The 19,274-nt window shown below is 71.2% G+C and carries 13 protein-coding genes and 7 pseudogenes; 10 read left to right on the top strand and 10 right to left on the bottom strand.

The genetic code is table 11. The annotated features are described in order from the left end of the window. Positions 1-161: 161 nt before the first annotated feature. Positions 162-629 (bottom strand): annotated as a pseudogene (locus AB0F18_RS32260) (hypothetical protein); the annotation flags it as partial. Positions 630-646: 17 nt separating this feature from the next. Here AB0F18_RS32260 and AB0F18_RS32255 point away from each other — a divergent pair. Next, positions 647-1,289: pseudogene (locus AB0F18_RS32255) on the top strand (IS5 family transposase). Between the two features lie 15 nt (positions 1,290-1,304). Here AB0F18_RS32255 and AB0F18_RS32250 read toward each other — a convergent pair. The 4 genes and pseudogenes from AB0F18_RS32250 to AB0F18_RS32235 all read right to left on the bottom strand — a co-directional run bounded on the left by AB0F18_RS32250 (position 1,305) and on the right by AB0F18_RS32235 (position 5,008). Next, positions 1,305-2,413: pseudogene (locus AB0F18_RS32250) on the bottom strand (IS630 family transposase). Between the two features lie 60 nt (positions 2,414-2,473). Next, positions 2,474-3,079, bottom strand: a pseudogene (locus AB0F18_RS32245) (C39 family peptidase); the annotation flags it as partial. After that, on the bottom strand, positions 3,072-4,064 hold the full coding sequence (locus AB0F18_RS32240) for a threonine/serine dehydratase (RefSeq protein ID WP_362067058.1): 993 nt from the start codon (positions 4,062-4,064) through the stop codon (positions 3,072-3,074). The pseudogene AB0F18_RS32245 and the gene AB0F18_RS32240, both read right to left, overlap by 8 nt. After that, the gene (locus AB0F18_RS32235; protein WP_362067062.1) at positions 4,061-5,008 is read right to left on the bottom strand and encodes a D-alanine--D-alanine ligase; all 948 of its coding nucleotides are present in this window, start codon (positions 5,006-5,008) and stop codon (positions 4,061-4,063) included. The genes AB0F18_RS32240 and AB0F18_RS32235 overlap by 4 nt, the downstream gene beginning before the upstream one ends. Positions 5,009-5,148: 140 nt before the next feature. Between AB0F18_RS32235 and murF the strand changes: the two genes are divergently transcribed. Further along, positions 5,149-6,549: a UDP-N-acetylmuramoyl-tripeptide--D-alanyl-D-alanine ligase gene (gene murF, locus AB0F18_RS32230; RefSeq protein ID WP_362067056.1), complete on the top strand. Its 1,401-nt coding sequence runs from the start codon at positions 5,149-5,151 to the stop codon at positions 6,547-6,549. Here murF and AB0F18_RS32225 read toward each other — a convergent pair. Both AB0F18_RS32225 and AB0F18_RS32220 read right to left on the bottom strand, forming a co-directional pair. Then, positions 6,546-6,878 (bottom strand): hypothetical protein, encoded by a 333-nt coding sequence (locus tag AB0F18_RS32225; RefSeq protein ID WP_362067054.1) that lies wholly within the window; start codon positions 6,876-6,878, stop codon positions 6,546-6,548. The genes murF and AB0F18_RS32225 overlap by 4 nt on opposite strands. Before the next feature lie 23 nt (positions 6,879-6,901). Continuing rightward, the gene (locus AB0F18_RS32220; protein ID WP_362067052.1) at positions 6,902-7,795 is read right to left on the bottom strand and encodes a Mur ligase family protein; all 894 of its coding nucleotides are present in this window, start codon (positions 7,793-7,795) and stop codon (positions 6,902-6,904) included. Between the two features lie 459 nt (positions 7,796-8,254). On the opposite strand from AB0F18_RS32220, the pseudogene AB0F18_RS32215 reads away from it, so the two are divergent. Continuing rightward, a pseudogene (locus tag AB0F18_RS32215) lies at positions 8,255-9,016 on the top strand (collagenase); the annotation flags it as partial. A 143-nt stretch (positions 9,017-9,159) separates the two neighbouring features. Continuing rightward, on the top strand, positions 9,160-10,077 hold the full coding sequence (locus AB0F18_RS32210; RefSeq protein ID WP_362067060.1) for a DUF5829 family protein: 918 nt from the start codon (positions 9,160-9,162) through the stop codon (positions 10,075-10,077). 524 nt (positions 10,078-10,601) lie between these two features. Here AB0F18_RS32210 and AB0F18_RS32205 read toward each other — a convergent pair. Continuing rightward, positions 10,602-11,279 carry a maleylpyruvate isomerase N-terminal domain-containing protein gene (locus AB0F18_RS32205; RefSeq protein WP_362067050.1) on the bottom strand — a complete coding sequence of 226 codons (678 nt, stop codon included), beginning with the start codon at positions 11,277-11,279 and terminating at the stop codon, positions 10,602-10,604. Between the two features lie 105 nt (positions 11,280-11,384). Between AB0F18_RS32205 and AB0F18_RS32200 the strand changes: the two genes are divergently transcribed. Further along, positions 11,385-11,744, top strand: coding sequence for a hypothetical protein (locus AB0F18_RS32200; protein WP_362067048.1), 360 nt, complete (start codon positions 11,385-11,387; stop codon positions 11,742-11,744). 85 nt (positions 11,745-11,829) lie between these two features. Here AB0F18_RS32200 and AB0F18_RS32195 read toward each other — a convergent pair whose 3' ends face one another. Continuing rightward, a complete protein-coding gene (locus AB0F18_RS32195) occupies positions 11,830-12,177 on the bottom strand; it encodes a hypothetical protein (protein WP_362067046.1) in 348 nt (115 codons plus the stop codon). 159 nt (positions 12,178-12,336) lie between these two features. Between AB0F18_RS32195 and AB0F18_RS32190 the strand changes: the two are divergent. The 5 genes and pseudogenes from AB0F18_RS32190 to AB0F18_RS32170 all read left to right on the top strand — a co-directional run. After that, positions 12,337-12,582 (top strand): annotated as a pseudogene (locus AB0F18_RS32190) (hypothetical protein); the annotation flags it as partial. A gap of 504 nt (positions 12,583-13,086) precedes the next feature. Next, positions 13,087-14,469 (top strand): hypothetical protein, encoded by a 1,383-nt coding sequence (locus AB0F18_RS32185; RefSeq protein WP_362067044.1) that lies wholly within the window; start codon positions 13,087-13,089, stop codon positions 14,467-14,469. Beyond that, entirely contained in the window at positions 14,466-15,881 is a 1,416-nt protein-coding gene (locus tag AB0F18_RS32180) for a radical SAM protein (protein ID WP_362067042.1), read from the top strand. The genes AB0F18_RS32185 and AB0F18_RS32180 overlap by 4 nt, the downstream gene beginning before the upstream one ends. 20 nt (positions 15,882-15,901) lie before the next feature. Next, the gene (locus AB0F18_RS32175) at positions 15,902-17,788 is read left to right on the top strand and encodes a ferritin-like domain-containing protein (protein WP_362067040.1); all 1,887 of its coding nucleotides are present in this window, start codon (positions 15,902-15,904) and stop codon (positions 17,786-17,788) included. Further along, complete coding sequence (locus tag AB0F18_RS32170) at positions 17,785-18,783, top strand: hypothetical protein (protein WP_362067038.1); 999 nt, start codon at positions 17,785-17,787, stop codon at positions 18,781-18,783. The genes AB0F18_RS32175 and AB0F18_RS32170 overlap by 4 nt, the downstream gene beginning before the upstream one ends. A 153-nt stretch (positions 18,784-18,936) precedes the next feature. Here AB0F18_RS32170 and AB0F18_RS32165 read toward each other — a convergent pair. Then, positions 18,937-19,274 (bottom strand): annotated as a pseudogene (locus AB0F18_RS32165) (transposase family protein); the annotation flags it as partial.

Here is a 19,274-nt window from a genome sequence, read left to right as displayed (position 1 = left end):
GTCGCAATCCACACCAGGCCAGAAGGCCCTCACCCATTTCAAGATCTCTCAGCCGAGACCTGCATCACCCGTCCACAACCTCCCTGGACAGAACATCTAGGCCGTTTCCTTCGGATCATCGGATCTCTGGTCTGGGACGTATGCCCGGTCCTCGTCGGACTTCACCGGCGCCGGCCGAGAAGGGCCGCCTGCTCCTTCTTGAGACGTGCAAAGCGGGTGGTGGTGTACTCCTTCAGTTCTGGTCCCGGGAACTGGATGACGGACTTGTATTCGCCGAACTCGCCACGTGCCCAGCGCGCCGCGGTGATCTCGTAGCCGGAGACGTGGGCGCACAGTTCGAGCAGGACAGGCGGCACCTCCTCCTCGATGAGAAGGTCGGCCTTGGTGACGACCACGTCGCGCATCTTCTGGATGTTGGGCAGGAAGACAGTCGTGGCCCAGGTGCGCCACTCGGCGAGCTCCTCCTCGGTGGGGGGAACATCGTGGTCGAAGGGATGGACCCCATCGGGGCGGGCATATCTCTCGCAAAACGCCTCATAGGCACGACTGTTGGCCTCCATGAGCGCGAAGAGCGGGCCGTAGAAGTCGCTCAACTGCTGGTTCACTCGGGCGAGCCGGGCCTGTCTCTGAAGCGCAGTGGGCGCGTATCGAGCCGTTGCTCCCGGATCGGACGCCGAATCGGGGTGGCCGGTGGCGGGACCACCGTGAGGTGATTGATGCGATCGCTTGGAAGTTCCAGACGGGATCTCAGTGGGTCCACCTGCCCGAGAAGTACGACAACTGGAGGGGCGTCCACAACCGGCTTCGCATTGGTCGTTCTCTCGGGGCGGACTGACCACGAAGATTCACCTCGCAGCCGATGCCCGCTGCCGGCCCCTCGCGTTCGTTCTCACCGCCGCACAGGCGGGCGACGCGCCCGCCTTCGCGCACGTGATGGCGCCTGCCGGCGAGTTCCCCGTCGACGCGGACGGCCCCGCACCAGGTCAGACGTGGTCCTGGCCGACAAGGCGTACTCATCACGCGCCATCCGTGAACACCTACCCAGGCGCGGTATTCGGGCGGTGACCCCCGTACCGGCGGACCAGCGGGGCCACCGGCTGCGCCGAGGCGGCAGAGGCGGGAGGCCACCCGCCTTCGACCGCGAGGCCTACAAGCAGCGCAACACGGTCGAGCGATGCATCAACCGCTTGAAGCAGTGGCGCGGTATCGCCACCCGCTACGAGAAGACGGCGACCATCTACCTGGCAGGACTGCACATCGCGGGCATCTTCCTCTGGTCCGCCCGGTGATCCAAACGAAACGGCCTAATGTCCTGAGTCGTTAATTCGTCGGCAGTATGAGGCGAGGGATTCGAGGATCTGCTCGGCTGTCTTGGTCCAGACGAACGGCTTGGGGTCTTCGTTCCATGAGTCGATCCAGGTGCGGATGTCCTTCTCCAGCGCCTGGACCGACTTGTGGACTCCTCGCCGTATCCGCTTGTTCGTCAGTTCCGCGAACCACCGCTCGACCAGGTTCAGCCAGGACGAGCTTGTGGGGGTGAAGTGCATGTGGAACCTGGGATGGGCCAGCAGCCACTTCTTGACCGCCGCGGTCTTGTGGGTCGCGTAGTTGTCGCAGATCAGGTGGACCTGAAGTCCGGCAGGGATCTCCTTGTCGAGCTTGTTCAGGAACTTCCTGAACTCCTCGGCCCGGTGCCGGCGGTGGAGAGACCCGATCACCTTTCCGCTGGCCGCGTCGAAGGCCGCGAACAGCGTGGTGGTGCCGGCGCGGACGTAGTCGTGACTGGCCCTCTCGGGCACCCCGGCATCATCGGCAGCACCGGCTGGGAACGGTCCAGCGCCTGGATCTGCGACTTCTCGTCCACGCACAACACCAGCGCCCGCTCCGGCGGGTCGAGATACAGGCCCACCACGTCGTGGACCTTGTCGACGAAGAACGGGTCCGCGGACAGCTTGAACGTCTCGGACCGGTGCGGCTGCAGCCCGAAAGCCCGCCACACCCGGGAGACGGTCGACTGCGACAGCCCGGTCTTCTTCGCCATCGACCGGGTTGACCAGTGCGTGGCGTTCTCCGGCTTCGACTCCAGCGTCCGGGCGATCAGATCGGCGACCTGCTCATCCAGCACCGTGCGAGGCCGCCCCGGACGCGGATCGTCCGACAGTCCATCGAGACGGTCCGCCAGGAACCGCCGACGCCACTTCGAGACGGTGTCGCGGGACACCCCGACCCGCTCCATCACCACACGCGTCGACACGGGAAAGCCGTCTTCCCCGAGGTCATCGCAGGCCAGGATCACCCGGGCCCGCATAGCCATGTCCTGCGCGGACTTACGCCGCCGCACCCAACCCTCCAACACCGATCGCTCAGCATCGCTCAGATCCAGCGGTGCAAGCTTCGGTCCCGGACGCGTCATGACCCAACTGTATGGAAACTTACGACTCAGGACACTAGGGGAGCCCGTGATTATGTCCAGGGTCAGGGACACCCCTCGTCCGGCGAAGAACTTGGCGAACTCGGCTGCGGGCATCCGCGCAGTGCGGGCCTGTTGGGTATGGCCGGACGGGTTGCGGAAGTGCACGGTGCCCTCCTGGCGGCCGGTGACGAGCACGAGGTGTCCGCCCTTGCCGGGAGCCGGGTTCTCGGGTCGGCGGATCTCCTTGTGCACGGAGGCCATCACCAGCCGGCCGGAGTCGAGCAGGGCGAGGAGGCCCGGCACGGTGAGGGAGGGGTGGACCTCGGCGTGCAGGTGGTGGACGTCGTGCACGTACTGGGCGAACGGGGCGTAGATCAGGCCGTGGATCGCTCCGGTGTCCGGATCCTCGGTGTAGGCCCCGTACTTCCGGGCGCCGTCGAGGAGGTCGAACAGGGTGGGCGCGTCCCCGTCGCGGGCTAGGAGGGCCATGCGCAGGCAGGCGATGCCGCACATGTGGCCGCACCACCTGCGGTAGGTGTCGAGGTCGGGGGCGCCGCTCTCGGCCCAGCGGGGATCGGCTCCTCGGTCGTGGCCGTCGTAGACGATCGCGGTGATCAGGTCTGGGCTTGCGTACTGCGTGACGGTGGGGAACGGGAGGTCAGGCACGTGCGGGGTCCTTCCGGTGGGAGGGCTGGCTGATCAGCCGGTGGAAGGTGGGCAGGTCCACGCTGCCGCCGGAGATCACCACGCCGATCGTCCCCGACTCGTGGGGCACGTGGCCGCCGAGGACGGCGGCCAGGGCGCAGGCACCGCTCGGTTCGGCCACGACCTTCAGGTGTCGGAAGGTGAACGCCATGGCGGCGGCGATGTCCTGGTCGGTCATGGTCACGACGGCGTCCAGAAGCCGGGAGTTGACGGACCAGGTCAGTCGGGAGGGGCTGGTGTGGCCGAGGCCGTCGGCGATGGTGGAAGGGGCCTCGGGCAGGGCGATGCGTCGGCCGCAGCGCATCGACAGCAGGGTGTCGGCGCCGTCCTCGGATTCTACACCGATGACCTTGATGCCAGGGTTCAGGTGCTTGGCGATGGTGGCGGATCCGGCGGCGAGTCCCCCGCCGCCGACGGGGACGACGACGGTCTCGATCTCGGGGTATTCGGTGAGCAGTTCCAGGGCGGCGGTCCCGGCCCCGGCCATGACGTGGCGGGAGTTCGCCGAGAGGACGACGGCGAGGCCGTCACGGGCGGCGAGTTCGGCGACCAGCGCGTCGCGGTCTTCCGAGCCGCGGCGGTAGGTGACGACCCTGCCGCCGAGCGCGCGGACGCCTTCGACCTTGGAGGCCGGGGCGTCGGCGGGGATGACGACTGTGGCCGGCACTTCGAGGAGCCGTCCGGCCAGGGCGAGGGCCTGGGCGTGGTTTCCGGAGGAGGCGCCGATCAGGCCCGGGCTGCGGTCCTTCGTCGGGAGGCAGGAGGCGTGGTGGTAGGCGCCGCGGAACTTGAACGAGCCGGTGCGCTGGAGACTCTCGGCCTTGCACACCACCGGCCATGCGGCGGCCTGGTCGAGGGAGAGCGCTGTCAGGGCGGGGGTGCGGGCGGCGACCGGTTCGAGGTTGGCGGCGGCGTCCTGGACGTCGCGGGCGGTCAGCCCGGTCACGGCCGGTATCCCTCGGTGGTGTGGGCGGTGGCGAGGATCATGCGGATCAGCCGGTCGTAGTCGATGCCGGTGGCCGCTGCCATGGTGGCGAGGTTTCCCGTGTGGGACAGTCCGGGCAGGGTGTTGATCTCCAGCCAGACCGGCCGCCCGTCGGGGTCGACGATGAAGTCGGAGCGGGAGTAGCCGGAGCAGCCCAGCGCATCGTGCGCGGTGAGCGCCGCCGTGGTGATCGCATCGAGGGCGGCGCTGGAGAGGTTCGCCGGGCACTCGTAGCGGTACTTGGTCTTGTCCCGTTTGGTGGCGTAGTCGTAGAACTCGGCCTCGGTGGGGATCGTCGCCAGCGGTGGCAGTGCCACGGGCGAGCCGTCGATCTCCAGGACCCCGCAGCTGACCGGGATGCCGGTGGTGAACGGCTCGACGAACCAGCCGGCGCCCGGGTCGATGGTGCGCAGGGCGGCGGCGAGCTGGGCGGTGTCGCGGCAGACCGTCATGCCGATCGAGCCGCCCTCGGACAGTGGCTTGAGGATCAGCGGGAAGGCGATCGTGCTGGTGACCGCGTGCGTGCTCACCTCTCCTCGGGCCGGGAGGCTGACGGTGGGCAGGGTCGCCACTCCGGCGGCGGCCACGACGGTCTTGGCGAGGGCCTTGTGCATGCCGACGGCGGAGGCCGCCACACCCGAGCCGGTGTAGGGGACGTTCAGGTGCTCCAGTAACCCCTGGAGCTTGCCGTCCTCGGCGTACCGCCCGGCGATGGCCAGGAACGCCACGTCGGCGCTGCGGATGTCGTCGGCGAACGTCTTGTCGGCGGCATCGAGGAATCTGGTGGTGTAGCCCTGCCGGTCGAGGGACTCCCAGGCGGCGCGGCCGGACATCAGCGACCGCTCCCGCTCGGTGGACCGGCCGCCGGAGACGACGGCGATGCGGGCGGACTCGAAGGACTGCATGGGCACGGGTAGTTGCTCCTGTTCTGTCACGGATGGGGCTGCTTTCATGCGTACCGGTCTGCGGAGGCGTTACGGTCGGAGGGCTGAGCCGGGCGGTGCTGGGCCGTGCCGGTAGGTCCTGCTGATTCGGAGTGCGTCACGTGATCCCCCTTTCGCTTGAAGCCGTCGCGGCCGCCGTCGGCGGCCGGTTGCGCGACGTGCCGGACCCGGCCGTGCTGGTGACCGGGCCGGCGGCCGTCGACTCGCGCGCGGTCGAGCCGGGCGGCCTCTTCGCCGCGCTGGCCGGCGAGCATGTCGACGGGCACGCCTTCGCGGCCGACGCGTTGAAGGCCGGGGCAGTGGCAGTCCTGGCCACCCGCCCGCTCGGCGTTCCGGCCGTGGTCGTCGACGACGTGCTGGACGCGCTCGCCGCGCTGGCCCGCACCGTGCTGGCCGAAGTTCCCGAGGCGATGGTGATCGGGCTGACCGGCTCGGCGGGCAAGACCAGCACGAAGGACCTGATCGCGCAGGTACTGCCCGAGCTCGGGCCGACGATCGCCACGGTGAAGTCCTTCAACGGCGAGATCGGGATGCCGCTGGCCGTCACCCACCTGGACCGGGGCGTGAAGTACATCGTGCTGGAGATGGGCGCCCGCGGGGTCGGCCACATCTCCCACCTGACGCGCATCGCCCCGCCGACCGTCGGCCTGGTCCTGAACGTCGGCACCGCGCACGTCGGCGAGTTCGGCGGCCGCGAGCAGATCGCGAAGGCCAAGGGCGAACTCGTGGAAGCCCTGCCCGCCAAGGGACTGGCCATCCTCAACGCCGACGATCCGCTGGTCGCCGCCATGGCCCCCCGCACCCGCGCCCAGGTGCTGACGTTCGGCACCGCGCAGCACGCCGACGTACGGGCGAAGGACGTGACGCTGGACGCGGCGGGCCGGGCCTCGTTCACCCTCATCGCCGCCGGCCGCGACGCACAGGTCGCCCTGACCCTTCACGGCGCGCACCACGTGTCCAACGCGCTGGCCGCGGCGGCCGTCGCGATCGGACTGGGCGCCGATGTCGAGAAGACGGCCGACGCGCTCTCCCGCGCGGTGCTGGTGGCCTCGGGGCGCATGGAGGTCACCGACCGGCCCGACGGCGTACGGGTCATCAACGACGCGTTCAACGCGAACCCCGATTCGATGAAGGCCGCACTCACTGCCCTGGAGGCCATGAGCAGCGGGCGGCGGACCATCACGGTCCTGGGAGAGATGAAGGAGCTCGGCGCCGACGGCGGCGACGGGCACCGGCAGGTCGGCCGCTTCGTCGCCGCCTCCGGCGCGAACGTGCTGATCGCGGTCGGCGGCGACGCCGCCCAGGCGATGGCCGACGCGGCCCAGGAGCACAATCCGGGCCTGACAGTGGTCCGTGCCGCCGACCGGAACCACGCCCTCACCTTGGCCCGCGACCTGATCCAGCCCGGCGACATCGTCTTGGTGAAGGGCTCCCACAGCGTCGGGCTGGAACACACCGCCGAACGGCTCGCCCAGCCCGACACCACGGCGGACGACCGCTAGACGGCGGCGGTCAGCGGCCGGGCCGAGGGCTCCAGGAGCAGCGCCCCCAGCTCGGCCACCTCGCCGACGCCCATCGTCACGACCACATCACCCGGACGAGCCAGAGCACCGAGGGTGACGACGGCCTGGACCAGGCCGTCGGCCGCGTGGACGCGGACTCCGGCGCAGAAGGCCGCCTGCTCGATGCCCTCCCCGGTCACCGCGCCGGCCGCAGTCGGCACCGCATCGCGCACGGGCAGGAGCACCACCTCGTCCGCGGCCGCGAGCACCGTTCCCATCCGCGCGCCGAGGACCCGCACCCGCGTCGCCCCACAGGGCTCGAACGCCACGAGCACCCGGCCGCCCTCGCCGGTCAGCTCCCGCGCGGCCGCGATGTCCGCTGCGATGGCGGCGGGGTGGTGGGGTGGTGGGCGAAGGAGTCCACCACCCGCACCCCCTCCACCGCACCGAGGAGCTCCATCCGGCGCCGCACCCCGGTGAAGCCGGACAGCCCCGCCGCCAGCACCTGCGCCGCCTCACCCAGGACCCGGCCCGCCGCGTACGCCGCCAGGGACGCGAGCACCGCCGGACGCCCCGGCGAAGGCACCGTCCACGACACGTGGACGCCGTGCGGGTCGAGCACGGTCACCATGCTGCCGCCGGCCGCCGTCGGGGCGGTGGACAGCAGCTGTACGTCGGCGTCGGTGCTCTCGCCGAAGGTCGCCACCCGCGTACCGCCGCCGTGACGGCGGACCCGGCCGGTCACCTCCCGGGCCCCGGCGTCGTCGGCCGAGACCACCAGCGTCCGGGCCCCGAGCGCGAAGTCCGTCAGCGTCCCGACCACATCCGCCGTACCGGCGAACGTCTCGGGGTGGTCATCGTCGGCGTTCAGCACGACGGCGACCTCCGGCCGGTACCAGGCCACGCTGCGGTCGGACTCGTCGCCCTCGGCGATCAGCAGACCCGATCCCGCATGCCTGTTGACGCCGCCGACCGGCGCGGCACCGCACACCCACGACGGGCGCAGGTGCCCCACGGCCGCCGCCAGCATGGCCGTCGCGGTCGACTTGCCGTGCGTCCCGGCCACAACCACCGACCGCTCCGCCTCGGCCACGAGCTGCGCCGTCTGGGAGCCGGAGGTCCTTGACCGCGACCTCCCGGCCGAGTTGCTCGTCGTGGGGCGCCAGACGGTCCCCATACCGCCCTGACCGAGCAGTGCGGCCGACCGGTACCGGCCCGCCAGCAATCGTCCGCGATCGTCAGTCACGACAAGAACCCAACCCAAGGCCCCTGGTCGTGAGAACGCCTCCCGCTGACGTGTATGCCCGCTCATGTGCGGTACCGGCCCCGCCCGTTGTCCAGGGGCGGCAGCACCGTCACCCGGCCGTCGGCTGGTAATTGCCGGACAGCCCCCGTGAATTGGCCGGCCTTGTCCGCAGGGAAGCTGCACGGCCCGACGAGATGGATGTGAACCTGTCAAAAACATTGAAGGGTCATGTGACATGTGCCATGTTACAGCGCAGCCGTCAGCAGACGGGACGTCCTCCCTCTCCAGGAGCGAATCTTGCGCGCGTTGGCCATCGCCACAGCCCTGTTCACAGCCGCCCTCGCGGCCTCACCCACCCAGGCCGCACAGGCGGCGCCGACCGACCCCAAGCCCGACCACGTCTACGCGGATCCGGCCCAACGCCCGGCCCACGGCGTCGCGACCGGCACCACCGGCGGCAAGCTGGAGTCGCGCATTCTGCCGATCGTCCACACCTGCGGCCCCACCCTGCGGATCCGGGCCCAGGAGATGACCGCCGCCCAGCTGACGGCGACCTGCGCCAGCCTCGCCAACCAGGACGCCTACTTCCACGGCGTGGTCAAGGACTCGGGCCCCGTCGCCGACGACTTCAACACCACCCTCGAGGTCGACGTCTTCAACTCGAGCGCCGACTACAAGGCTTACGCGGGCAGGATCTACGGCATCGACACCAACAACGGCGGCATGTACCTGGAAGGGGATCCCTCCAGGACGGGCAACCAGCCACGGTTCATATGCTACGAGCGCACCGACGTCAGCCCCGGCTGGCAGATATGGAACCTCAACCACGAGTACACCCACTACCTCGACGGCCGCTTCGACCTGTACGGCGACTTCGGCGCCAGCCAGACCACCCCGACCGTGTGGTGGGGTGAGGGCGTCGCCGAGTACGTCTCCTACTCCTACCGCGGCGTCACCTACACCGACGCACTGGCCGAGGCGGGCAAGCACACGTACTCCCTGCGCACTCTGTTCGACACCACCTACTCCAACAGCGACGTCAACCGCACCTACGACTGGGGCTACCTCGCCGTCCGCTACATGGTCGAGAGACACCCGGCCGACGTCGCCACCGTGCTCGGCCACTACCGCACCGGAAACTGGACCGCCGCGCGAGCCTTCCTCACCTCGTTGGACTACGAGAGCGACTGGAACGCCTGGCTGACCGGCGTGGCGGGGGGCGCCTGACCCATGGGGCCGCCGGCCAGACGCCAGGTCCGGCCGGCGGCCGCCACGAGGGTCTGCCTCGCGTGCCTGAAATCAGGAAGAGGACGCGGGCCGTGCCGCCTACGATCAGCCGCATGCCACTTCGTCGTGTAGTGCACATGTTCATGGTCCTCGCCGTGGCGCTGGCCGGTTTGGTCGGCGGCGCCAGCGGAATCGCGTCGGCGCAAGAGGAAGGAGCCCAGCCGACGAGCCGTCAACTACTGTTCTTCAACCACGCCTACGGGGTGCTCGACCGGGAAACCGCCGATGCCATCGAGCACTCCGCCTACCTGCGTGACTTCGCGGACTTCCAGGTCCGTACCACGACCGGCTCGGGCGGCCAGACCTGGACCGGCCGTTACCTGAGGGGACGCGAGACCTACCTCGAGCTGTTCGGGGTCGGCGACGTTCCCGGACAGGACGGGACGCTCGGCGCCGCCGGAATGGGGATCTCCGTGGAACGGGCCGGCGACCTCGCCACGGCCACCGCCCGCCTGCACGACCAGGGCGTGCCGAACCCGGTCACCTTCCGCCAGACCCGGGACTTCGGCGACGGGGTACCGGTGCCGTGGTTCGACGCCGTCTTCACCACCGACCAGTACGACGGCTTCGGCGCCTGGGGCATGGAGTACCGCCCGGAGTACTTCGCCGACCCGCGCAGCAACACCGAGCCGGCCTCGTACCCCGGTGACGTCAGCCGCGAGCGGTACCTGTCGGACGCCTACCGTGACCACCTGATGCGGGACGTGACCTCGATCCGCCTCGGGGTCACCGCCCGCGACCTGGCCAACACCCTGCCCCTGCTGAGGGCGGGCGGCTTCACCGTGCGCGAGCTCCCCACGGGAAGCGTCCTGGCGCAGGGCGGCGGCACCACCATCCGCCTGGACCCCGTGGCACGCGAGCGGGCCGGGCTGCGCCAGGTCGAGATGTCCCTCAACCACCCGGTGCCGTACCGCCACGAGGAGCGCATCGGCCAGTCGACCCTCGTGGTCGGTCCGGGCGACCGCGCCGTGTGGACCTTCGGGGCCGCAGAGTAGCCGGGCGGTCAGGAGCGGCCGGCGTTCGACGGGTCGAAGAACTCGGCCCGGCGCCGGCCCTCAGCCGGCCGGTGTCCTCACGTTCCGCTCGCCCGCCGGCCGGCCGCGCCGCGAGGGCGAGCCGGCGGTGGGCGCGCCGCAGCATCAGGCGGGGCCACGTACAGGTGACCCAGGCGCGCCACCGCGAAGTACAGGCGTCCGCGCGTGTTGTGGAGCCGCACGGCCGCTGCCAGGGTCACGGTGTCCTCCTCGATCGGGCGACTTCGAGCACTCCCGGCAGACACTCAGCCGTCACCCAGAGTGGCCGCTGCACGGAAGCTGAGCCAGAACCCGTTCTCGTGGACAAAGCCACGGCGTGCCGACCGGGGTTGCGGTGGGTGGAAACCTGGCCCAGGGGATACCGGGGATGGGGCGGAGCTGGGCGGAGGTCACCCAGGTGCTGTACTCGGCGACCTCCACGCCGCCCGACCGGGGAAGAGTCGGTGTCCGCGACCCTGCGCTGAGCCGGCCGGGCGAACTCGTTCCTACAGTGCCGAAATGGACGCCTGTGCGCGTTCGGTGCGGCTCAGCGCGCGCAGGATGTTGGTCGCGCCATGTCGTCGCAGCGCAATCCGCGACAGTACGTCCACGACTGTCTCGACGGCCTGTGTAGGGAACTCCGGTGTCGGCACTCCGACACTGAAGGCAAGATCGTCGGAGTGGACGACGATCTCCAGGATCCGGCTGGTGATGAAGTCGTCGAGTGTGATCGACCACGGCCCCCAGCTGGGGCGGCGGACCAGGCGATGCGGCGCGGTGGGCAGAGTGACGCGCAGTTCCTCGACACACCCGGCGACCCGCGCTGCCAGTTCGGCGGGGCCGTCAGCTGCCTCCTTCTCGCCGCCGGACCGGATGCCCTGGTTGAACGGCGTATCGAGGTCCGAGCCGATCCAGCTCACCCGCGCGTAGTACTCGTGGATGGAGATGGCGGGCTCGTAGGGGACCGCCTCGTCCAGCACCGTGGGAATGAAGAAGACCTGCCCGGCCAGGTGGCCCGCCAGCCCCTTGACGCTGAGCTTCGCCAGTGCCGAGGGCTGGTGCCAGCGGAGTGCGATCTCTGGTGAGCCCAGCAGCTTTGCCGCCGTGTCCGCCACGCTGAGGTAGAGCTCCCTTGTCTGTGTCACCTTGCTGGCCCCCGCTTGTCGGTGAGTGTTTGCCAGCACGGTCAACCTCCCGGAAGGGTGGAGCATTCCCCACACAAGTCGTTCGCATTCCGTGTCGCTTGGGTCCGTCACGGAGGGCGCCGAGAAGCTCGCCGCTCTGGGGGCGTGGTGGGCCGGCTGACCGTGCCGGGCGCTCCCGCGCTGGCGGTCCAGGGCGGGGTGCGGGTGCTCGACACGGCTCGGCCGGCCTCGGGAGGTCTGGTGGTGACGCTGGGTGGGCGGCCCGGATGCGTGGGAAGGCGGCCGAGGGCCCAGCGGGCGGGGTTGGCCTCGCACGGGGTGGCGTACGAGATGCCGGGCGAGAAGTGCGTGTGCGGCCGGTTCGACTGCGGCGGCCTGGTCCCGGTCGGCTGGTGCCGGGAGCACGGCGAGGACGTGAGCCCGGTGTTGTACTGGCACCCCGGCGGCGGGGTCCGCTGCCCGGACCTGGCCCGGCACCGAACGACGGCCTCCGTACACGGCTGACTCGAGCGGTCCGGCTCGGGCAGAGCAGACCCCTGCACGCCTGACGTGCGAGGGTCTTGTCATGTCGGCTGCTCGCGGCGCTTCTCTACGTGGCGGCGGCGCGGTTGGAGGCTTCGGCCTTGAGCTGGGGTAGGACCTGGGACATGTATTTGCAGAGCGCGAAGACCGTCTCGATGTCGTCTGATTCCCTCAGGGAGGCCAGGGCTGTGACGACGGCGAGACGGGTGGCGTCGAGACCCATCGTTGTTGCGGTGGTCACCGACTTGAGGAGCTGCTCCTCGGTGTCGCCGCTCAGCTTGTCGGCGTGGCGCAGCAGCAGGTCGACCGCGACCCGGATCAGGGTGTTGTCGGTGATGATCTCGGCCCGCTCTTTGCGGCTGTGGGCGACCCGGCGGCGCAGTGCGGCCAGAGCCCGGAGCTGATCCCTGCGCAAGCGTGCCTCCTTCCGGTCCAGAGTCGACCGGGCCTGCTGTCACGGAATCTCCGCTCCAGCGGAGCTCTCCTCCACGGGAGCGGGCTCCGCCGCGGCAGGTGGTGCGGGTTGGCGCCTGGAGCGTGTTGCGTGGTGCAGCTGGTGTACGCGGCCGGACCCGAGTTCGGGCCCTGGGCCACCGTCTACGGGTGCTTTCGCGTCTGGCGGGATGCCGGCGTCTTCTCCGCGCTGCTGGAAGGCCTGATTGCCGAAGCGGCCCGCGCCGGGAGAACGGACTTGTCGCTGGTCAGCGTGGACTCCACCACGGTCCGCGCCCACCACGACGCCGCCGGGATGCGTATCGGCGAGGACCTCATGGAGGCCCTGGAAGAGGCTGCGCGCGAGCAGGAGGAGGCCCGGAAAAAGAGCGGAACACCGTCGAACGCCTGATCAACAAGCTGAAGGCCTGGCGAGGCATCGCCACCCGCGCGGTCGGCGAGGCCGGGGAGCTGGAATCCCTCGGCGCGGCCGTACGGCTCCGGCACGCCGCCAGGGGCCACGGGCGGCGACCCGGCCGACTCGCGAGGCGGCCGACGCGGGCCGCGGCGACGTCTTCCTCGAACTGGCGCGGCAGTACGCCGCCGGCGGCGCGTACCCGTGGGAGCGGTGCGAGCCCTGGGGCATGGAGCCGGACGGCCACCCGTCCGGCCCCTGGTCCGGCACCGTCACGGAGGCGGACTGACGGCACGCGCGGTCACGTCCCGCCGGTGACGGAGACCGGCCGCGGCCCGCCGTGTCGTGCGCGACACAGGGTGACGAGGCTCGTATGTTTGATTACGTCCCGTAACTCTACCGCACGGGGTGGACCGCGCTCCGGGGGTCGGCCGTACGCCGCCGCCCCGCCGGCGGCACGCCCGCCAGGAGGTGCCGGTGATCGACCGTATCTGGCTTCAACCACCCCTCGCCATCGCCCGGTTGGGTTCCTCGCCGATGCCGTGCGACAACTACCGCTACGGACCCAGCGACCTGACCCCGCGCGGTACGGGCAAGACCACCGTGGAGCCGGTGGAGAGCCTCGACCTCGCCGCCGACGGCACCCTGACCACGCGGATAGCGCAGAAGGTCCGGTTCAAGGACGCGGACGGCTGGCGGCCGGTGTGCCCGTTCTTCGAGGTGCACGGCAGCTGGACCACCGCCGACGGCGAGCAGCGCACGGGGGTCCTCACCGCCGACGTGCTCGCCGACTTCGGGCTGGGCCTCGGCGACGTGCGCTGGCAGGTCTCCGTCGCCAACCTCAAGGCCCACCACATCACCCAGCAGCAGGACGACCGCGTCGAGGCCCGGGCCGAGGTCCGTGGCGACGACCACCAGCGGCACCCGCTCGCCGGGCACTCTCCGCAGGGCACCGCCAACCCGCTCGTCCCGGCCGGCAAGTCCCTCCCGCTCGGCTCGGTCCAGGTGCCCGCGCCGAACGCCGAACTCCCCGAGCTCCGGCTGCGGTTCACCCCGGGGAAGGGGTTCGTGTACGGGCCGACGAACCTGGCCGAGCTCGCCGCGAACACCGGGTACCAGCTCCCGCAGGAGCGGCTCATCCTCAATCCGGCCGCGCCGTGGTGCCGGTTGAGGCTCAGTGACATCAGCGACGATGAACGGACCTCACCCCCCGGCCTGTTCGCGGGCGCGGAGCGGCAGATCCAGGCCAGCCTGGGCATGGTCGACGACGTCTGCGACGGCACGGTCGCCGTGACCCTGCCGGGAGGTCTCACCGCCACCGCCCGCATCGTGGTCAGCCCGCCCGACTTCGCACCGGACCGCAGGCCCTTCGTCTCCCTCGCGGACGGACTCGCCGACCGGGTCAAGCGCGCCGAAGTGAGCGACCCCTCCTACATCGCCGACGAGGGACAGACCGCGCTGGAGATCCGTGATCTCTTCGAACGGGTCCTCGAAACGATGGGCAACATGAACGTGGACGTGCAGAACCAGCGCGTCCTCGACACCTACGAAGGGGTCGCGTGGACGGTTCCCGAACCGCTGACCGGCGTTCTCCTCGCGCTCACCGACCGCGGTCGTCGGCGCCACCGCCGCTTCGTCGCCCTCGAGGCTCTGGAAGACATGGTGCGTGAGCAGCCCGATCTGCTCGACCGCGTGGTACGACCACCGGCCGAGGACCTGCCGCCCAGCTACACCGACCGCCGCATGCCGATCGGGATGCGCGGTGCCGACGCTGGACCGCTGCACCTGACCCGACGGCAGTACGACCTGCTGACCGCGTGGGCCCAGGGCCTGCGTGACAGGACGGAGCCGGGCACGTGACCGTACTCCTGCAGATCGGGCGGCGGCCCCCGGACGTCCCGGCACAAGCCACGAGCCCGCTGCCGGCCGGGCCCGCAGCGCAGGTGCGGGCCTTCCGGAGTGCGCACGGGGCCCATCTCTTCGTCGCCGACGGCAGCCGTCTGTACGACCTGCCCGAGGCGACGGCGGTCCGGCTGGAGGAGTGGCTCTCCGCCTCGGAGGGCTCCCTCGACGAGCTGGCGCGCACGCTGGACCTCCCGCTGTGGGGGGCACCGCGGATCGACGGCGCTCCCCTCGCACCGCCTCCGCTGTCCTCGATCTCCCTCAACGTGATGCAGGCCTGCAATCTGAGCTGCGGTCACTGCTACGCCGACGAGGGCCGGTTCGGGGGCAGCGCCCGGGCGATGCCTCAGGCCACCGCGTACGCGGCGGTGGACCGGCTGCTGGCCGAGGCGGCGCCCGGCTCGGACGTCGTCGTGGGCTTCATGGGCGGCGAACCGCTACTCGCCCGCGACCTGGTGCACGAGGTGGTCCGGTACGCCGTCCGGGCGGGGGCCACCACCGGGCACCGGGTCCGCTTCGCGCTCACCACCAACCTGACGACCGTACGGCCCGACGACGCGGCACTGTTCGCGGAGCACCCGTTCACCGTCACGGTCAGCCTGGACGGCGACCGGACCGGCCACGACGCCCTGCGCAGGGCGCCCGGCGGAGCCAGCGCATACGACCGGCTGCGGGCCGGGCTCGACACGCTCGCCCGCCACGGCCGCCCCCGCCACCTCTCCGCGCGCGTCAGCGTCACCCCGTACACCGGCCGCCTCCTGGACATCCTGGAGCACGGCATCGCGCTCGGCTTCGACGAGGTCGGGTTCGGTGCGGTGGTCAGCGCCCCGGACCCCGCGTACGAGATCACCACCGAGGCCTTCGCGGGCTTCCTCGAGCAGATGACCGCCTGCGGCGAACGGGCCCTTGCGGAGCTGTCGGCCGGCCGCGCCTACCCGTTCGGCAACTTCCAGACCGCCATGGAGCAGCTGCACCGGGGCGCCCACCGCCCCTACCCCTGCGGGGCCGGCGCGGGCTACCTCAGCGCCTCCGCGGAAGGGGGCCTCTACGCCTGCCACCGGCTGGTCGACGACCCCGCCTTCGCCATGGGCTCACTGGCCGCCGGACCCGACACCGCCGCCCGGCAACGGCACCTGGCCGAACGCCACGTGGACCGGCAGGAGCCCTGCCGGTCCTGCTGGGCCCGCTACCTGTGCGGCGGCGGCTGCTACCACGAGGTCAGCCGACGGGGCTGGCCCGGCTGCGACTACATCCGCGGCTGGCTGTCCTTCTGCCTGCGCGCCTACGTCGAACTCGGCCAGGCCGCGCCCGAGTTCTTCGAGCAGCGGTCCGCGGCGGCCCCGCTCATGAGCAGTGCCAGCACCGTCTGAAGGCCCGAAGGAGCCCGTCCATGCCCGACCTGCCGACTCCCACTGGGAAGGTCCTCCCGCGCAACCTCACCGCGCGGGCCGACCACGTCGTACGCGGCAACCCCTCCAACACCCGCCCGGAGAGCGGGGTCGACAACTGCTTCCCGGGGCTCGAGTTCGACCAGCGCAACCTCGACAAGGCCTTCTTCCCCGGGATGCTGTTCGACTTCCACCGCTACAACGGTTCCCGGGCGCTGGAGGTGACCGGCGGGGTGGCCGCCGCCCACAGGCTGACCACGGCGGACCTGACGGGCGACAACCAGGTCTTCATCGGGGCCGTGTGCGGCCGGACCCGGGTGGACCAGACCGACGCCCAGGTCGAGCCGGTCGACTGCCGTGAACGCGACGGCCTGGATGTCTGGCGGCAGGTGCACGATCTGCTGCCGGGCCGGATCGCCGTACTCCTGCTGGGGCGCCAGACAACCGTCGCCACGCTCGGAGCCGCCGCGGTCGGCAACCTCAACGCCCTGCGCATGAGCGGTGAGAGCTTCGTCCGCCGTGCCCCCGACGGCCGGTTCCAGCTGGCCGTGCTGGTCTCGGACCGGGCCCGGTACCTGGACGAGAACGGGGTCATCGACCCGGAGGTGTACCGGCCGGGAGACCTCACCCGCAGCCTGTGCGCCCCCTGGCAGTACGACTTCCGTGACTGCGGCTGCTTCTACTGGGCCGCCTCGAAACCCGACGTCGCCGGCAACGCCGACGAGAGCATCCCGCAGATGAACTTCCTGCGCGCGGACCGCACACCGGTCCCGGACCTCGACACGGACGCACTGGACCTCGGCAGCCCGCGCAGGCGGCTGGAGCTCGGCTACCCCCGGCTGATCTCCGACTGGCAGGTGCTGCCCGTGGTGCTCAACGACCGCGAGGACGACAGCATCGGCAACCCGGTGCCGCCCGACATCCCGCTCCTCGACCGGGCGACCGTGATCAGCAGGCTCAAGTCACTGGCCACCGTCGAGCACGCACTGAGCGTGGAGTACCTGTACGCGCACTACTCGCTCAACGCGCCCAGGGAGCTGCCGGATTCGGCGAGCCGGCTGATGCGGCGGATCCACGCCGCGGCCTTCGAGGTGTTCGAGGTCGCGGTCGACGAGATGCGGCACCTGCGCTGGGTGAACGAGGCCCTCGGCACCCTGGGTGAGAAGCCCGTCGTCGGGCGGGCGGCGGAGATCGTGCGCGACACGGTCCACCCCTTCGAGCTCCGCCCGCTGACACCCGCGCAACTGCAGTGGTTCATCGACGTGGAGGCCCCCAGCCAGCAGGCGGGCACCGGCCTCGACGGCATGTACGTCCAGCTGCACCAGAGCATCATCAAGCAGCCGGACGTGTTCCCCGAGGCCGACAGGCTGGCCCACCTGATCAAGCTCGTCATCGACGAGGGCGAGGAGCACTTCCGTCGGTTCACCGCGGTGAAGGAGCACTTGGTGGGCCTTGATCCCCTCGTGTACCTGCGACCCCTGCGGCGGCCGGGCGCGCAGGACGAGCTGGGCCGGACGCTGCTCGACCTCAGCGACCGGTACTACGCGGCACTGCTCGGCACCCTGCAAGCCACCTTCGCACTCGGCGACCAGGCCGGTGGTCTGCTGATCGGCCAGGCCCGGGTCACGATGGAGAACCTCCACGAGATCAACCACCTCCTCGCCACCCGCGGCATCGCGCCCCGCTTCACCCTGCCCTCGGCCTTCGCGCCGGGCGCGGGCGAGCTGCCGCCCGAGCTCGCCGACGGTCAGGCCACCAGGGAAGCGGCCATCGCGGCGATCGAGACCCTGGCCGCCATTCGGGAACTCGACGGGGACCTGAGGGACATGACGATTAGTCAGCAGTTCGAAACCGCGGCTCTGCTGGACGTGCTGGACCTTCAGGGATGAGCCGGCCCGTCGAGATCGGCGGGGCCGGACTGGCGGAGCTGACCTGCGCCCGGCTACTGGCCGGGCGCGGGCACCGGGTCCGGCTGCCGCCGCCCGGGCCGGGCACGGCGGGGGCGGGCGCCACGGGGGCTCGGCCGCTGCTGCTCGCCGGGCCGGCCCTGGAGCTGCTGGACTCCCTGTGGGGTCCGGGACTCCTCGACGGGACCTGGCAGGTGACGAACCGTCAGGTATGCTGGGGCGACGGGCCGCCGACCCGGTTCGCGCAGGCCAGCCGGGTGGTGGACGGAGCCGAGGTGGCCGTCCGCATGCGGGAGCGGCTGGCGGAGCACGGCATGGACGAGGGGCGCACGGATCCGCCGGAGGGACCGCCCGGCTGGGTGGTGACCGCCCGTGCGGTGCCCGAACGGGCGGCCGGGCGGCGGCGGTTGCTGGCCGGGACGGCCCCGCTGCGCCCCGGTGCCGACGAGCGCACCGCCGTCCTCGGCACCGCCGAAGCGGGCTGGGCGCAGCTCACCCCGCTGGGGCGCGGCGCCGCCCTCGTACAGGCCATGGTGCCCGGTCCGGCCGGGGACCCCATCGCCCTGCTCGCCCGGCTGGCCGCCGAGACCGGTGTCGGGGCGCTCCTGCGCCACCCGCCCCGGTCCGCCGCCGCCGTCCCGGCCGCCCCGCTGCTGCACCCGGCCCCCGCGACGGCACCCGCCGGGGACGCCCCGGGCCGGCTGCTGGTGGGGGCCGGAGCCATCCGCTACGACCCCCTCAGCGGCACCGGAACCGCGCAGGCCCTGCGTACGGGCATCCTCGCCGCCGCCGTCATCGACGCGGCTGTGCGGGGGAACGCGGCGCCCCGTGCGCTGTGCGCCCACTACGCCGCCCGGCTGCGCGCGGCCTACGTCGAACACCAGCGCAGCTGCGCCCGGTTGTACGGGAGCGCCTTCGCCGGACCCGCCTGGTCCGACGAACTCGACGGCGCCCGGAACGCCGTCGCGGTCGGCTGACTCCCTCGACCGCCTACGGGGGGCGCCAGGTCAGGTGTGGCAGGAGGTCCCGCCACTGCTGTGCAGAGGCTGCGGAAGAAGCACGTCATGACGCTCAGGCGTATGCCGCTGTGTGCGATGCCGTACTTGCCTGAGCCTTTTCCAACCTCGGGTTGTGGCGTGGTGGAGGACGAGGAGGGCCTTCACGATGTCGGTGATGCGGTTGGTGCTGCAGCGGAGCTTCCGCAGCGGGCGCCAGCCCTTGAGGGTGGCCATGGTCTGCTCGCCGACGCAGCGGTTCTTGGCGTGGGTGGTGTTGTGCCGCCGCTTCCAGCCTTTGGGACGGCGGCCTCGGAAGGGAACGCGGACACCGCGGCCGGCGCCTTGGTATGCCTTGTCCGTCCAGCGTTTCAACCTCGTGGCGGCGAGTGCGTCGATGATGCCGTGGGACCGGGCGGCTGTCAGGTCGTGGGTGGCGCCGGGCAGGGCTGGTGATGCCCACAACAGGCGGC

The sequence above is a fragment of the Streptomyces sp. NPDC029216 genome (assembly GCF_040648015.1).
Taxonomy (GTDB): Bacteria; Actinomycetota; Actinomycetes; order Streptomycetales; family Streptomycetaceae; genus Streptomyces.
Note: the sequence above shows the minus strand (reverse complement) of the source record. Positions and strands in the feature narration are given on the sequence as shown.

Coding starts and splice junctions, on each gene's coding strand:
- AB0F18_RS32235 (WP_362067062.1), bottom strand. CDS start 5,008: ATGCAGTCCTTCGAGTCCGCCCGCATCGCCGTCGTCTCCGGCGGCCGG.
- AB0F18_RS32210 (WP_362067060.1), top strand. CDS start 9,160: ATGTTCATGGTCCTCGCCGTGGCGCTGGCCGGTTTGGTCGGCGGCGCC.
- AB0F18_RS32175 (WP_362067040.1), top strand. CDS start 15,902: ATGCCCGACCTGCCGACTCCCACTGGGAAGGTCCTCCCGCGCAACCTC.
- AB0F18_RS32170 (WP_362067038.1), top strand. CDS start 17,785: ATGAGCCGGCCCGTCGAGATCGGCGGGGCCGGACTGGCGGAGCTGACC.